Genomic DNA, 13575 nt, shown 5'->3' on the forward strand with positions numbered 1-13575 from the left:
GCCTGATGTTTCAGAAGATCCTCATCGCCAATCGCGGCGAAATCGCCCTCCGGGTACTGCGCGCCTGCAAGGAACTCGGCATCCAGACGGTGGTGGTGCATTCGACCGCCGATGCCGACGCCATGCATGTGCGGCTCGCGGACGAGAGCGTCTGCATCGGTCCGCCGCCATCGCGCGACAGCTATCTCAACATCCATCAGATCGTTGCGGCCTGCGAAATCACCGGCGCCGACGCCGTGCATCCGGGCTACGGCTTCCTGTCGGAGAACGCCAAGTTCGCCGACATACTGGCCGCGCACAACATCACCTTCATCGGTCCGTCCGGCGACCATATCCGCATCATGGGCGACAAGATCGAGGCCAAGCGAACCGCCAAGCGCCTCGGCATTCCGGTTGTGCCCGGTTCGGACGGTGCCGTCACCGACCAAAAGGAAGCCAGGCGCATTGCCGCCGAGATCGGCTATCCCGTGATCATCAAGGCATCGGCCGGTGGTGGCGGGCGCGGTATGAAGGTAGCGCTTACCGAGGCCGACCTTGAGGTCGCCTTGCAAACGGCGAGCACGGAAGCCGGTGCGGCCTTCGGCGACGATGCGGTCTACATCGAGAAATACCTGGAAAAGCCGCGCCATATCGAGGTGCAGGTGTTCGGCGACGGCTTTGGCCGCGGCGTGCATTTCGGCGAGCGCGACTGTTCCTTGCAGCGCCGCCACCAGAAAGTCTGGGAAGAGGCGCCCTCGCCGGCCCTCAATGCCGAAGAGCGCGCCCGTATCGGCGGCATCTGCGCCAAGGCGATCGCCGACCTCGGCTATTCCGGCGCCGGCACGATCGAGTTCCTCTACGAAAATGGCGAGTTCTATTTCATCGAGATGAACACGCGCCTGCAGGTCGAGCATCCGGTGACGGAAGCGATCACCGGCATCGATCTCGTGCATGAGCAGATCCGCGTCGCTTCCGGCGGCGGCCTCTCGGTGAAGCAGGAGGACATCAAGTTCAACGGCCACGCCATCGAATGCCGCATCAACGCCGAGGACCCACGCACCTTCACCCCCTCGCCCGGTACGATCACCCATTTCCACACACCGGGTGGTCTGGGCATCCGCGTCGATTCCGGCGTCTATTCCGGCTACAAGATCCCGCCCTATTACGACAGCCTGATCGGCAAGCTGATTGTACATGGGCGTAACCGCGTCGAGTGCATGATGCGCCTGCGCCGCGCCCTGGACGAGTTCGTCGTCGACGGTATCAAGACGACGCTGCCGCTGTTTCGCGATCTCGTCGGCAATGCCGACATCGCCAATGGCGATTATGACATCCACTGGCTGGAAAAATACCTGGCCAAGGAAGAGTAGCGCGGAGACGCGATGACCCGCCCCTACGCGCCCGGCTATCGCATCCCCACCGACCTGCTGCTCAAGGCCTACGCCTCGGGCGTCTTCCCAATGGCAGAAAGTGCCGGCGACCCGGAGGTGTTCTGGGTGCGGCCGGAGACACGAGGCATCATCCCGCTTGACGGCTTTCACACGCCGAAAAGTCTCTGGAAAACGATCAAGAAACATCCCTTCGACATCCGTTTCGATTTCGATTTCGAGGCGACCATCGACGGCTGCGCCGAAAAGCGCGCGGAGCGGCGCTCGACCTGGATCAATGCGCCGATCCGCGAAGCCTATATCGAGTTGCATCGGATAGGCCATTGTCATTCGGTCGAAGCGTGGCGTGAGGACCGGCTGGTCGGCGGCCTCTATGGCGTGTCGCTCGGCCGGGTGTTTTTTGGCGAGAGCATGTTCGCCAGAGAGACGGACGCTTCCAAGACCTGCCTCTTCTACCTCGTCGAGCGCTTGAAGGCGCGGGGCTTTGCTCTGCTTGATACGCAGTTCACCACCGAGCACCTCAAGCGGTTCGGCGCGGTCGACGTGCCGCGCGGCAAGTATGAGAAGATGCTCGCCGATGCGTTGAAGGGCGAGGCAATATTCTATCCCTGAGGATTGAGCCTACTTCCCGGTAGCGGCTTCCAATGGCGTCTGCGAATGGAACATCATCTTCCAGCCGTTGGCGCGATGGACGTAGCCGGTGCTGACCAGCGCGGCATAAGCCTCGCCATTCTCCCGTGTCGCACGCGCCTCGTAAGTCAGCATGATGATGTCGCTGCCCGGCTCGATAATGCCCTTGAGATCCATCTGCAGGTTGCGCCAGCGGTTGGGCTTGGCCGCGGTCTTGGCCAGATCCGCATTGTCCATCGCCTGTGCCATCTGCGGAAATGCCACCAGGCATTCGGTGTCGGCGTTGGCCGCGTAGTAGGCGGAGTCGCCCGTCCAGAATCCCTTTTCGAGTTCCAGCAATTCGGCCTTGCTAGCCGTGATCCGTTTGCTGTCTGACATCGGAAGATCCTCCTTACGCATGAATGTGCGCTCGTCCGTGGCCCAACGCATTGTGGCCAGGACGGTTCCGGGGGATCAGTTGGTGTCGGTAGTATCGGGTTCCGAAGCGTCCGGCTCCGTCACATCAGGCGTTGTGACGTCCGGAGTGGTCGCGGCTTCCGGTTTGGCTGCGGCGGGCTTGGGAGCCTCCGCTTTGGTTGCGTCAGCCTTGGCTCCGTCGGGCGCCGGCACATCCGACTTCTGCTTGCAGGCCTTCAGCCAGACGTCGTAGACGGCATGCTCGACGGCGTTGAGGCCGGGGCTTTCGGCAAACATCCAGCCGGTGAAGATGCGGCGGATCTTGCGGTCGAGCGTGATCTCGTCGACCTCGACGAAGGAATCGGTCTTCGGCGCCTCCGCCTGCGGCCGCGAATAGCAGACGCGCGGCGTCACCTGCAAAGCGCCGAACTGCACCGTCTCGTCGATATAGACATCGAAGGTGATGATCCGGCCGGTGATCTTGTCGATACCGGCAAACTCGGCAACGGCATTGGTAACCCGGTCCGCTCCCGCGGGCGGCGCCGGCGCGGGTGCCGCGGGCTCAGGCGAAGCGGCGAAGGCCACGGTGCTGACGGCAAGACCGGCGGCTAGCGCCAGACTGGCCGATATTGAGTAAGAAAAGCTCATGCAAAGATACCGGTGGTTCGCGCCCGGGTGATTCTGTCGATCGCCAAGGCTAGTCGCCGTTTTCTGATCAGCAAGCAGCTAAACACCAATTGTGGCGATAAAGGACCGGCTTGCACCCTGTCGCTACGACCCGGGTGTCCAGGCATCGTAGTCGCCGGTGACCTGCGGGCGATGCTGATTGGTGAGCACCGAGCCCTTCGGGCGATAGGCCGCCGGGCTGCCGGTCAGATTGGGCTGATGCGGCTTCTGCCAGTCGCGTGGCTTGTAGTCCTCGCTGGACGGCGCGACGTCGACACGGTGGTGCATCCAGCCGTGCCAGCCGGGCGGTATCGCCGAAGCTTCCGAATAATTGCGGTAGATGACCCAGCGGCGCGTGCGGCCTTCCGAATCGATGCCGCCTTCGTAGTAAAAATTGCCGGTCTCGTCCTGGCCGACCTTCTTGCCATACCGCCACGTGTGCAGGCGGGTTCCTATCGTCTGGCTGTTCCACCAGGTGAAAAACTGCGTAAGGAAAGTCTTCATTTCAAAACCCTCGCGCCAGCAGCGCCCGTTTCCTGCTTATGGCGTCAGGCCTTGCCGAAGGCAAGGCTTTTGCCACTGCGTGTGCGCAAATGGCTTTCCTGAAACCCGACACAAGCCTGTGATCCTGCCGGTGGCTGCATGCACGCTTGCCAAGCCTTTGCGGTGTTTCTAAAGCTCTGCGCGCCCATGCTTATATCCAGCCCGGCTTGAGGCCAAAGGAGGTGACGATTGGCCACGGAATTGCCGACCACCGACATGCGCATCAGCGCCGAGGCGATTCGCCACCGCAAGGGCGGCACGCCGATCGTTTGCCTGACCGCCTATACCTATCCCATCGCCCGTCTGCTTGATCACCATGTCGATCTGCTTCTGGTCGGTGACAGTGTCGCCATGGTCCTCCATGGCCACAAGACGACACTGGGTGCCTCGCTGGAGATGATGATCGCGCATGGGCAAGCCGTGATGCGCGGCTCGGCCAGTGCCTGCGTCGTCGTCGACCTGCCGGCTGGCAGCTATGAGGTCACGGCAGCACTTGCCGTCGCCTCGGCGCGGCGGGTCGTCGACGAAACCGGCTGCCAGGCGGTGAAGCTCGAAGGCGGCGTCGAAATGGTTAGCCAGATCGCGGCCATCGTCGCCGCCGGCATTCCGGTCATGGGGCATATCGGCCTGCAGCCGCAATCGGTCGAGAAGGACGGCGGCTACAAGATCAAAGGCCGCACCGAGGAGGCTGTTGCGGCATTGCTTCGCGATGCGCTCGCCGTCGAGAACGCCGGGGCTTTCTCGGTGGTCATCGAAGGCACGGTCGAGAGGGTCGCCGCCGATATCAGCCGCCGCCTCGCCATCCCAACCATCGGCATCGGCGCCAGCGGCGACTGCGATGGCCAGATCCTGGTCATCGACGACATGGTCGGGCTGACCGTCGATCGCGTGCCGAAATTCGTCAAGGAATACGCCGACCTGCGCAACGCGATCTCGCATGCCGCGAAGAGCTATGCAGCAGAAGTGCGAAACCGGACATTCCCGGGCCCCGGCCATGTCTTTTCGGCGACAAACAGCAGGGATGACGCATGAGCCAACCCGTCGTCGTCGACAGCGTTGCCGCACTTCGCACGCAAATCCATGACTGGCGCCGTGACGGCCTTCGTGTCGCCATGGTGCCGACCATGGGCGCTTTGCACGACGGGCACATCTCGCTGGTCAGGATCGCGCTCGAAAAAGCCGAGCGCTGCGTCGTGTCGATCTTCGTCAACCCGACACAGTTCGCGCCGAGCGAAGACCTCGACAAGTACCCGCGCCAACTCGCCCGCGATCTCGACCGGCTCGGCGCGGCAAAGGCCGACCTTGCTTTCACACCGACGGTTGGCGAGATGTATCCCGCCGGCTTCGCCACGAAAATCTCGGTCGGCGGCCCCTCCGCCGGGCTCGAATCGGACTTTCGGCCGACCTTTTTCGAAGGCGTCGCCACCGTGGTGGCAAAGCTCCTCCTGCAGGCAACGCCCGACTTTGCGGTCTTCGGCGAGAAGGACTACCAGCAGCTTTGCGTGGTGAGACAGCTCTGCGGCGATCTCGACCTGCCCGTCGAGATCGTCGGCGCCCCGACGATACGCGACGCGCATGGTCTCGCCATGTCGTCACGCAACGCCTATCTCGATGAGGCCGAACTGAAGGTCGCCCGCCAACTCAACGTGATATTGCGCAAAACGGCTGCGGCCCTGGCGGCAGGCGCCCACCAAACCGACGCAACCGAAGAGGCCAGCCGCGACCTCATCGCCGCCGGTTTCCAGAAGGTCGACTATGTCGAGGCACGCGAAAGCCTGACGCTTGCGCCATGGCGTCGAAACCGCGAAGGGCGTCTTCTCGCAGCGGCATGGCTCGGCAAGACCAGGCTAATCGACAATGTGGGGGTTCCCGCTGCCTAGCGAAGGCTCGATCCTCCGCGGCGGATTGCTGCCGCGCCTAGCTCTCGCTCTTTTGCCGGCCGGCCCTGACGATCAGGTGTCCCGCGACGATCCCAACCACCCCGGCAAAGGCTTTCACCAATGCATCGATGAGGCGTGCATGGCGACCGGGATCAATGAGCTGAAGCAGTTCCAGCATGCCGGCGATCACAGCCACGAAAATCACCACTTGATACAGTCGGTTGGGGAAGCCGACCGCCAGGGCGAAGCCCAGCAGGACATAAGCCATGGCACGCTCGACATTTGCTTCAGCGAGATGCGGCCGCATCTGGATCGGCGACAAGGTCGCGAAAATGATGATGGCGAGCAGCGCCAGCGCCGCAGTGCGGAACAATTTGGTCATGGCCCTTGCATATCCGTGGTGAGCCGGCACGGCAAACGCCGCGATGACGCATGGCCGGGTCGCGGCCGCCATTGCTGCCCGCCAGTGGCCTTCGCCGAACTATTCCTCCGTCGGCATATGCAGATACATTGACTGGATGCCGACACGGCCCGGTCCGGTGAATCGGTTGACGATGAAATTCATGTTGGCGCCGAAGAAGCCGCTCGACAGGCGATCGATCTTGGTTTCCATCCTGACCGAGGCATCCTTGAACAGCCAGCCGCCTGGTTCGATGTCGATGGTTTCGCCGGCGGCGAGCGTCTTTTCGAAGACGTTGCCATAGCCGTGCAGCCAGACGATGCCATCGCCGGAATCACCGCGAAAGCGGTCGATGAAAAAGCCGCTCTGGCCGAACAGCATCGTCGCCAGGCCGCGCACCCGTTCGAAGGTGTAGTCGACATTGCCGGTGGCGGCGAGAAACTGGTGCTCGCGCACCTGGATCTCTTCGCCGTGCCTGAGATGGATCGGCACGATGTGGCCAGGCCCATCGCGGCTGAAGGCAATGATGCCCGCCCCCGACGCCTCGGTGACGAAGATCTGCATGCCGGCCATCATCCGCTTCAGCGCGCCTTTCAGCGATTTCAGGCCGATGGTGATGATGGAATTCTTCCACAAAAGGATGTGGTGCTCGAAATAGACCGGCATGCGCGTGACATCGACCGAAAGCACCGGCACCAGCTCGCCCGCTATATGATAGGTGACGCCGCCAAAGGTCTCGTCCGACACCTGTGTCGGCATCAGTTCCGGCAAGCTTGGCATGACGATTCCCCAAGCTGCCTCGCATGCCACCGGTCAAACACCGATCATGGCTGGGGTCAGCGGCCACAGCTTTGCGCTCGATATTTGCGCCGTCAAATGAAAGCCGTGCGCTCGAGGGTCCACTCGCAACAACGTGATGCAATCGCGCGATCATCGAGCGCTCAGGCGGTCAGCATCCGCTCAAGAATCAACGCAGCAATCCCGGACTGCGCCGGCCCATAATTGTCGGCCCCGCCAATCTCGGCAAAGCCGTTGGTCAGATAGAAGGCGACCGCACGCCTGTTCTGCTCCACGACCTCGATGCGTAGAGAGCGGGCTTCCGGAAAATTCTCGATCACCTCATCGAGCAACATCCCGCCGATGCCCCGGCCTTGCAGGTCGGGTGCGACATGGAGCTGTTGCAGGTCGACCACGGTGCCGCCTTCGACGCTTTCGGCATAGGCGACGCCGCCAATGCGCTTGCCGTCGTCGGCGACCAGGAATTCGGCATTCGGCCGCTCAAGGCTAGCTCTCAATTTCGCCGGCGAACACCAATCCTCGATGACCCGGTCGATCCGATCAGGGCCATAGACCGCGTCATAGGTCGTGTGCCAGGTTTCGACCAGCAGCGCCCGGATGGCCGTCAGATCACGTTCACCTGCGGTGCGGACAAACACCGCGCTACTCGATGCCCAGCTTGGTCTTGACGAGGTCGTTGACCGCTTGTGGATTGGCCTTGCCGCCGGTCACCTTCATCACCTGGCCAACGAACCAACCGGCCATGCTCGGCTTGGCGCGCGCCTGTTCGACCTTGTCGGGGTTGGCTGCGATCACCTCGTCTACGGCCTTCTCGATGGCGCCGGTGTCGGTGACCTGCTTCATGCCACGGCTCTCGACCAGCTGGCGCGGATCGCCGCCCTCATTCCAGACGATCTCGAACAGGTCCTTGGCGATCTTGCCGGAAATGGTGCCGTCCTTGATCAGATCGATGACCGCGCCAAGCTGCTCGGGGGAAACCGGAGCGTTTTCAATGTCTTTTCCGGCCTTGTTCAATTGCCCGAGCAGATCGTTGATGACCCAGTTGGCGGCGAGCTTGCCGTCGCGGCCGGCGGCCACCTTCTCGAAATAGTCGGCGATCGGCTTTTCCGAAACCAGGATCGAGGCGTCATATACCGACAGGCCGAGCGACGCGATCAGCCGCGCCTTCTTGTCGTCTGGCAGTTCCGGCAATTCCTTGGCCAGCGCATCGACATAGGCCTGGTCGAATTCCAGCGGCAAGAGGTCCGGATCGGGGAAGTAGCGGTAATCATGCGCCTCTTCCTTGGAGCGCATCGAACGCGTCTCGCCCTTGACGGCGTCGAACAGCCGCGTCTCCTGGTCGATCTTGCCGCCATCCTCGAGAATGGCGATCTGCCGGCGCGCCTCGAAGTCGATGGCCTGGCCGATGAAGCGGATCGAGTTGACGTTCTTGATCTCGCAGCGCGTGCCGAACTCGCCGCCCGGCTTGCGCACCGAAACGTTGACGTCGGCGCGCATCGAACCTTCGTCCATGTTGCCGTCGCAGGTGCCGAGATAGCGCACGATGGTGCGCAGCTTGGTGACATAAGCCTTGGCTTCGTCGGCCGAGCGCATGTCGGGCTTGGAGACGATCTCCATCAGCGCCACGCCGGAGCGGTTGAGGTCGACATAGGACATGGTCACATGCTGGTCGTGCATCGACTTTCCGGCATCCTGCTCCAGATGCAGCCGCTCGATGCCGACCTCGATGTCCTCGAATTCGCCCTGACGATCGGGGCCAACGGAAACGATCACCGTGCCCTCGCCGACGATCGGCTGCTTGAACTGCGAGATCTGGTAGCCCTGCGGCAGGTCTGGATAGAAGTAGTTCTTCCGATCGAAGACCGACTTGTGGTTGATCTGCGCTTTCAGCCCAAGGCCGGTGCGGATCGCCTGCTTGACGCATTCCTCGTTGATGACCGGCAGCATGCCGGGCATCGCCGCATCGACCAGGCTGACATTGGCGTTGGGCGCCGCGCCGAAAGCGGTCGAGGCGCCGGAAAACAGCTTTGCTTCCGATGTAATCTGGGCATGGACCTCGAGGCCGATGATGATCTCCCAGTCGCCGGTGGCACCGGAAACAAGGCGCTTGGCGTCGGGCGTGCGGGTGTCGATGAGGGACATGGTGGCCTGCGTATTGGAACTGCGGATAATGCGTTTCGCACACTTTGGTGTGCAACTTCGCTAGTGCAAACCGCCAAAAGAGACAAGCGCCCAAAAAACACAAGCGCAAAGCCGCGGACTGGCCTTTTCAGCTGCGTTCGCCTATAGGAGGTCCATTCCAATGGAGAGTGGATGTCCACTTACGCTCAGTCCCGGTAAGGCCCTGACCTCCTGGCGAGGCAGGGCAGAAAACCTGAAACCCCGTGCCGCGAAGCTTCGCGGCGGCGGCATTTTTTGTTTTCCCGGAAAACTCTCACATGGGTATTTCGCGCAGCGCATGACCCCGAAAATCGGTATCGATTTTCGGAAAGGATCATGCGCCAAATCATAAGTGCCACAGCGTCCTTTGCGCGTCCAAGAGGACGCGCGGCGCTGTGGAAACAGCGCATCCTGCACCTGCTCGCGCAGGGCGGACGCATTGAAATCGAAAAGAACGAGAAGAAACGGATCGCCTCCGTCAAATGCCTAACCCGCGACGGCTGGCATTATCCGGGCGTCGATCTCGAGCTGTTTCGAAAACTGAAGCGGAAGAAGGCTGTTTCTTCGTCTGACGGTGGACCCTACCGCATCACCCGGCGCGGGCTCGCACTCGTCCGCTCCGAACTCGACAACAGGTAACCACGGCTCCGCCGGTCGGTTCTCCGGCCGGCGGTTCGCCTCACCGCTCAGGCGGTGGCGATGTAGGCTCTGATCTCGTCGGCCTCGCGTTCGACATCCTCGATGCGGCGCTTGACCACGTCGCCAATGGACACGATGCCATCGAGCATGCCGTCCTTTTCCACCGGCAGATGGCGGAAGCGGCCTCGGGTCATGATCTCCATCACCTCGTTGACGGTGTGGTTTTCGTTGCAGATCTTCACTTTCGGCGTCATCGCCGAACGCACGGGGATATCGAGCGCGGCTCCACCTTCGCGGGCGACAACCCGGACGATGTCGCGCTCTGACAGGATGCCGACGATCTTGCGATCGCCATTGGTGATGACCAGCGCCCCGATCTTGTGCTCTGCCAGGATACGGATGGCTTCGCTAAGCTTTTCGTTCGGCCCGAGCGTCAACACGTCATGGCCTTTTCTCTCGAGAATTGCCTTAACCGTCATGGCGTCCTCCTCTGCTTTGCCTGCCGGTTCCTGCCCTGACCGGCCTTCACGTAAGAGTGAACATCGTGCGCCGTGATCGGTTGCATTTCAAGTGTGGTGGTCGGCCGTCTCCCATTCGGGCGCCTGCCATCTCCTGTCGAACCAGCGCAGGCCGAAGAAGCCGGCGACAAAGCCGCCAATATGGGCCTCCCAGGCGATCTGGCCGTCTACCCCCGGGGCGAAACCGAGCAGGCCGGTGGCGAGATTGATGACCATCCACATGGCAAGGAAAATCACGACACCGCGTAAGCGCAACACGAATGCGATCGGCAGCACCGGGCCGGCGAAGGCGGCCTTGCCGGCCGAACGATCGGTGCGGAAGCCAAAACGCGCCGCAGCCCCCATCATGCCTGATATCGCACCGGAAGCCCCGACCAGCGGCGCCTCACCGTAAGGATGCAGTGCCCAGAAAAGCGCGACCGAAGCCAGCCCGGTTGCGGCAAAGAACAGCGCGAACCACAGCGTTCCCAGACGGTTTGCCAATGGTGAACCAAACGCGGCGAGCCACACCATGTTGATGGCGATATGGGCAAAGCCGCCATGCATGAACGCGTAGGTGAAGGGCCGCGAAAACAGGAACCAGTCGAAGCCGTATTGCCCGGTGTAGAGAACGGGGATGAAGGCCCCGTCATACAGCAATGTCATCTGCTGGGATTCGCTCAACACATATTGCTGCAACAGATAGACGACGACGCAGATGCCGATCACCGCCAGCACGACGGGCGGCAGGTTGAACACCGGCTCGCGCCGCGGCTCGGGCGCGCCCTCGACCGGGTCGGCTTCCGAGGGAATTACCGGTTCACTCATTTGAAATTGCACTCACTGCGGGATTCCAGGTTCGAGCATCTAGATTAACGCGGACCGAACAGCAAACCGCGAATCATCTGGCGCGAATCAAAAAAGAAGCCGTTCAAGGTTTCCCTTGAACGGCCGGTCGAGCCCCCTGCTCCCCTAAAACTCTGACTGAAGTGCTGCCGATCGTCGCGAAACGACCGCTTCTGGAGTGGTTTTTGTGTGCCACGGGGCTCGCTCAGACGCAACGTAAACCACTTGTTAACCTTAACGGCCCCGACCCGTGAACAAGTGTTAACGACGCTGGCACGCTTCCTGCTCCGCAACGCATGTAGGTCCTCGGAGGGCGCCCTTCTGTTCACCGATGGGACATCAGACGACAGATTGCGCGGAGCAGCATAGCATGAACCAGAATGGATCGATCACGCTGTTCCAATATTGGAACCGCCTGCGTGATGGACGCCCCGCCCCGAAGCGTTCGGAGGTCGAACCGGCCGACATTAAGTCGCTGCTGGCCGACACCTTTATCCTGGAACGTGACACGCGCGGACAGGCCGTATTCCGGCTGGCCGGCACAAGGCTTTGCGCCTGCTACGGCCGCGAGCTCAAGGGGTTTTCCTTTCCATCGCTGTGGCGCGAGAAGGACCAGCGGCTCGTCTCGCGCCTGATCCATGGCGTGTTCGAGCAGAAATCGGTTGTGCTCATCAGCTATGAGGGCTTCAGCCGCAACGGGCGCTCCAACAAGTTCGAACTGCTTGCCCTGCCGCTGGACGGCGGCGTCGAAAATCCGCGCTGCCTGGGCGTCATCAGCGCCGTGGAGAAACCCTTCTGGCTGGGTGCCGATCCGATCACCGATGCGTTGATCGATTCAATCCGCGTCATAGATCCGGAGAAGGAGCTTCTGAACAATCGCCCGGCGATCGATGTTCCCTCGCTTGTTCCCGATGAACTTGGGGCACCCGAGACGATCTCGGCGCTCGGCCGGGTGCGTCGCATCCGTCATCTCGTCGTCTTCGATGGCGGGCGCGAGGAATAGTCCGCTGTTTTTTGAGACCTGATGCACGTCGCCCAAAACTGCGCGGCGGTTTTGGCACCACGGCCTGCAAAAAGGAAAACGCTGGAGCGCCCGCTTTTCCCCTTTGTTAACCCGCTTTGTTGTACTTCTCTGATGAAGTTCCTCGCATCGGCGCGCGGGATGCCAAACGGGGTGTAGGCAGTCATGAGGTCAGCGGCGGTCGACTATGCGCCGTCCCAAGCTGAAAGGCGAAACTTTCAGCGCGTCCGGGTTAAAATTTACGGACGCTTCATGCTGGAAGACCGCACCGAACATCCCTGCCAAGTCGTCGACATGTCACCGGGCAATGTCGCGTTTCGCACCGACCGCATCGGCATGCCCGGCGAAAAAATCATCGCCTACATCGATCATATCGGCCGCATCGAAGGCGTCGTCACACGCACCCTGCAGGACGGTTTCGCGATGACCGTCATTGCGTCGGATCGCAAGAAGGACAAGCTGGCCGCGCAATTGACCTGGCTGGCCAACAAGCATGAACTCGACCTGCCGGAAGATCGCCGCCACGAGCGCGTCGCACCGCGCAATCCGACAAGCGTGCTGCAGCTCACCGACGGCCGCCAGTACCAGTGCCGCATCATCGACCTTTCGCTCTCCGGCGCCGCTGTCGAAATCGACGTCAAACCGGCGATCGGCATCCAGGTCATGCTTGGCACCATGCGCGGGCAGGTCGTGCGTCATTTCGAGGATGGCGTCGCCATCGAATTCGCTGTGATCCAGCGTCCCGAAACGCTTGATTCCGAATTCAACACGCCACGCGCCTGAGCAGGCCCGACAGCAACATTCCAGGAACCGGCCCTTGCGGCCGGTTTTTTGTTTCTGGGAGCTTGTTTCTGGGAGCGCTCCGCGCCCGAGGTGGGAGCCTTCAGATCCAAACGAATTAATACTCAAATGATTCAAATTTTACGTTTATTCTATTGGAGTTTTACTCAATATCTACTTCGCGCTTTTGCGTCAAATAAATCCACACGTGGCAATGTCTCCTTCGAACGGGGAGACCACAACAATGAAGAAAACGAGGGGCAAGCTGTTGCTGGCGGCAATGGCGATGCAGCTTTCCGCTTGGGGATCAGCATATGCCGCGGGACCGGCCTATATGCACACCGGTGGACGCACCACCCAGCCTGTTGGTCACTATGAGTTCTGCCAGCGCATTCCCGGCGAATGCAGCGAACGGACCCCCAGGGGTGCGCCGGTCGAACTGACCCGCAAGCTGTGGGCGACGATCGTCAACATCAACAATTCGGTCAACACCCGCATCAAGCCGCGCACCGACATGGAAAACTACGGTGTCGAGGAATATTGGGCCTATCCGGCCAATGGCTATGGCGATTGCGAGGATTACGCGCTGGAAAAGCGCCGCGAGTTGATGGATGCGGGCGTCCCCGCCGGCAATCTGCTGATGACGGTGGCGCGCCAGCCGAATGGCGACGGCCACGCGGTGCTGACCGTGCGCACCAGCCTCGGAGAATTCATCCTCGACAATCTTGAGACCAAGGTCCTGTCCTGGACGGACACCGACTACACCTATCTCAAGCGCCAGTCGGACCAGAATTCCGGCGTTTGGGTGACGATCAATGACGGCCGCTCCGACGCGGTCGCCAGCGTCCGCTAAAACAGAGCTCAAGCGCGCCGCGTGAATGCGAGGCGCTTCAGGAGAAACCCGGTCGAGTCCCCACCCTCCCCGTCCCCAACGACCGGGTGAAAGGAGCCG

General features: G+C 61.6%; 17 protein-coding genes. 8 read left to right on the top strand and 9 right to left on the bottom strand.

Going from position 1 to position 13575, the window contains the following annotated elements; genetic code table 11:
- Window positions 1-5 precede the first annotated feature (5 nt).
- The gene (gene accC, locus LB519_RS26845; RefSeq protein WP_013531357.1) at window positions 6-1349 is read left to right on the top strand and encodes an acetyl-CoA carboxylase biotin carboxylase subunit; all 1344 of its coding nucleotides are present in this window, start codon (window positions 6-8) and stop codon (window positions 1347-1349) included.
- Between the two features lie 12 nt (window positions 1350-1361).
- Window positions 1362-1979: a leucyl/phenylalanyl-tRNA--protein transferase gene (gene aat, locus LB519_RS26850; protein ID WP_024503883.1), complete on the top strand. Its 618-nt coding sequence runs from the start codon at window positions 1362-1364 to the stop codon at window positions 1977-1979.
- A gap of 9 nt (window positions 1980-1988) precedes the next feature.
- Here the strand turns inward: aat and LB519_RS26855 are convergent, their stop codons facing one another.
- The 3 genes from LB519_RS26855 to LB519_RS26865 all read right to left on the bottom strand — a co-directional run bounded on the left by LB519_RS26855 (window position 1989) and on the right by LB519_RS26865 (window position 3563).
- Window positions 1989-2375: a hypothetical protein gene (locus tag LB519_RS26855; protein WP_024503882.1), complete on the bottom strand. Its 387-nt coding sequence runs from the start codon at window positions 2373-2375 to the stop codon at window positions 1989-1991.
- A gap of 75 nt (window positions 2376-2450) precedes the next feature.
- A complete protein-coding gene (locus LB519_RS26860; protein ID WP_013531354.1) occupies window positions 2451-3041 on the bottom strand; it encodes a DUF2155 domain-containing protein in 591 nt (196 codons plus the stop codon).
- Window positions 3042-3164: 123 nt separating this feature from the next.
- Window positions 3165-3563: an NADH:ubiquinone oxidoreductase subunit NDUFA12 gene (locus LB519_RS26865; protein ID WP_013531353.1), complete on the bottom strand. Its 399-nt coding sequence runs from the start codon at window positions 3561-3563 to the stop codon at window positions 3165-3167.
- Window positions 3564-3818: 255 nt separating this feature from the next.
- Here LB519_RS26865 and panB point away from each other — a divergent pair, with 255 nt between their 5' ends.
- Window positions 3819-4634: a 3-methyl-2-oxobutanoate hydroxymethyltransferase gene (gene panB, locus LB519_RS26870; RefSeq protein WP_224621620.1), complete on the top strand. Its 816-nt coding sequence runs from the start codon at window positions 3819-3821 to the stop codon at window positions 4632-4634.
- Window positions 4631-5482: a pantoate--beta-alanine ligase gene (gene panC, locus LB519_RS26875; protein WP_224621585.1), complete on the top strand. Its 852-nt coding sequence runs from the start codon at window positions 4631-4633 to the stop codon at window positions 5480-5482. Before panB ends, panC begins: the two co-directional genes overlap by 4 nt.
- 37 nt (window positions 5483-5519) lie before the next feature.
- Here panC and LB519_RS26880 read toward each other — a convergent pair whose 3' ends face one another.
- The 4 genes from LB519_RS26880 to gatB form a co-directional block, all read right to left on the bottom strand.
- On the bottom strand, window positions 5520-5936 hold the full coding sequence (locus tag LB519_RS26880) for a hypothetical protein (RefSeq protein ID WP_224621586.1): 417 nt from the start codon (window positions 5934-5936) through the stop codon (window positions 5520-5522).
- A gap of 27 nt (window positions 5937-5963) precedes the next feature.
- Window positions 5964-6662, bottom strand: a complete 699-nt coding sequence (locus tag LB519_RS26885) for an AIM24 family protein (RefSeq protein ID WP_224621587.1) — start codon at window positions 6660-6662, stop codon at window positions 5964-5966.
- Window positions 6663-6823: 161 nt separating this feature from the next.
- On the bottom strand, window positions 6824-7318 hold the full coding sequence (locus tag LB519_RS26890) for a GNAT family N-acetyltransferase (RefSeq protein WP_224621588.1): 495 nt from the start codon (window positions 7316-7318) through the stop codon (window positions 6824-6826).
- 4 nt (window positions 7319-7322) lie between these two features.
- Window positions 7323-8822, bottom strand: a complete 1500-nt coding sequence (gene gatB / locus LB519_RS26895; RefSeq protein WP_024503878.1) for an Asp-tRNA(Asn)/Glu-tRNA(Gln) amidotransferase subunit GatB — start codon at window positions 8820-8822, stop codon at window positions 7323-7325.
- 354 nt (window positions 8823-9176) lie between these two features.
- On the opposite strand from gatB, the gene LB519_RS26900 reads away from it, so the two are divergent.
- Window positions 9177-9479: a YjhX family toxin gene (locus LB519_RS26900; protein WP_013531345.1), complete on the top strand. Its 303-nt coding sequence runs from the start codon at window positions 9177-9179 to the stop codon at window positions 9477-9479.
- Window positions 9480-9526: 47 nt separating this feature from the next.
- Here LB519_RS26900 and LB519_RS26905 read toward each other — a convergent pair whose 3' ends face one another.
- Complete coding sequence (locus LB519_RS26905; protein ID WP_013531344.1) at window positions 9527-9958, bottom strand: CBS domain-containing protein; 432 nt, start codon at window positions 9956-9958, stop codon at window positions 9527-9529.
- Between the two features lie 87 nt (window positions 9959-10045).
- Window positions 10046-10804, bottom strand: a complete 759-nt coding sequence (locus LB519_RS26910; protein ID WP_013531343.1) for a rhomboid family intramembrane serine protease — start codon at window positions 10802-10804, stop codon at window positions 10046-10048.
- Window positions 10805-11192: 388 nt separating this feature from the next.
- Here LB519_RS26910 and LB519_RS26915 point away from each other — a divergent pair, with 388 nt between their 5' ends.
- The 3 genes from LB519_RS26915 to LB519_RS26925 all read left to right on the top strand — a co-directional run bounded on the left by LB519_RS26915 (window position 11193) and on the right by LB519_RS26925 (window position 13476).
- Complete coding sequence (locus tag LB519_RS26915) at window positions 11193-11825, top strand: PAS domain-containing protein (protein ID WP_024503876.1); 633 nt, start codon at window positions 11193-11195, stop codon at window positions 11823-11825.
- 183 nt (window positions 11826-12008) lie between these two features.
- Window positions 12009-12626 carry a PilZ domain-containing protein gene (locus LB519_RS26920; RefSeq protein ID WP_013531341.1) on the top strand — a complete coding sequence of 206 codons (618 nt, stop codon included), beginning with the start codon at window positions 12009-12011 and terminating at the stop codon, window positions 12624-12626.
- A gap of 241 nt (window positions 12627-12867) precedes the next feature.
- A complete protein-coding gene (locus LB519_RS26925) occupies window positions 12868-13476 on the top strand; it encodes a transglutaminase-like cysteine peptidase (RefSeq protein WP_063172304.1) in 609 nt (202 codons plus the stop codon).
- Window positions 13477-13575: the final 99 nt, after the last annotated feature.

This window comes from Mesorhizobium sp. AD1-1 (genome assembly GCF_020164655.1).
Taxonomy (GTDB): Bacteria; Pseudomonadota; Alphaproteobacteria; order Rhizobiales; family Rhizobiaceae; genus Mesorhizobium; species Mesorhizobium ciceri.

Excerpts from the sequence above, each read along its gene's own strand:
- LB519_RS26905 (WP_013531344.1), bottom strand. The coding sequence starts at position 9,958 with ATGACGGTTAAGGCAATTCTCGAGAGAAAAGGCCATGACGTGTTGACG.
- LB519_RS26900 (WP_013531345.1), top strand. The coding sequence starts at position 9,177 with ATGCGCCAAATCATAAGTGCCACAGCGTCCTTTGCGCGTCCAAGAGGA.
- LB519_RS26915 (WP_024503876.1), top strand. The coding sequence starts at position 11,193 with ATGAACCAGAATGGATCGATCACGCTGTTCCAATATTGGAACCGCCTG.
- panB (WP_224621620.1), top strand. The coding sequence starts at position 3,819 with ATGCGCATCAGCGCCGAGGCGATTCGCCACCGCAAGGGCGGCACGCCG.
- LB519_RS26910 (WP_013531343.1), bottom strand. The coding sequence starts at position 10,804 with ATGAGTGAACCGGTAATTCCCTCGGAAGCCGACCCGGTCGAGGGCGCG.
- LB519_RS26885 (WP_224621587.1), bottom strand. The coding sequence starts at position 6,662 with ATGCCAAGCTTGCCGGAACTGATGCCGACACAGGTGTCGGACGAGACC.
- LB519_RS26920 (WP_013531341.1), top strand. The coding sequence starts at position 12,009 with ATGAGGTCAGCGGCGGTCGACTATGCGCCGTCCCAAGCTGAAAGGCGA.
- aat (WP_024503883.1), top strand. The coding sequence starts at position 1,362 with ATGACCCGCCCCTACGCGCCCGGCTATCGCATCCCCACCGACCTGCTG.
- panC (WP_224621585.1), top strand. The coding sequence starts at position 4,631 with ATGAGCCAACCCGTCGTCGTCGACAGCGTTGCCGCACTTCGCACGCAA.
- LB519_RS26860 (WP_013531354.1), bottom strand. The coding sequence starts at position 3,041 with ATGAGCTTTTCTTACTCAATATCGGCCAGTCTGGCGCTAGCCGCCGGT.
- accC (WP_013531357.1), top strand. The coding sequence starts at position 6 with ATGTTTCAGAAGATCCTCATCGCCAATCGCGGCGAAATCGCCCTCCGG.
- LB519_RS26925 (WP_063172304.1), top strand. The coding sequence starts at position 12,868 with ATGAAGAAAACGAGGGGCAAGCTGTTGCTGGCGGCAATGGCGATGCAG.
- LB519_RS26880 (WP_224621586.1), bottom strand. The coding sequence starts at position 5,936 with ATGGCGGCCGCGACCCGGCCATGCGTCATCGCGGCGTTTGCCGTGCCG.
- LB519_RS26865 (WP_013531353.1), bottom strand. The coding sequence starts at position 3,563 with ATGAAGACTTTCCTTACGCAGTTTTTCACCTGGTGGAACAGCCAGACG.
- gatB (WP_024503878.1), bottom strand. The coding sequence starts at position 8,822 with ATGTCCCTCATCGACACCCGCACGCCCGACGCCAAGCGCCTTGTTTCC.
- LB519_RS26855 (WP_024503882.1), bottom strand. The coding sequence starts at position 2,375 with ATGTCAGACAGCAAACGGATCACGGCTAGCAAGGCCGAATTGCTGGAA.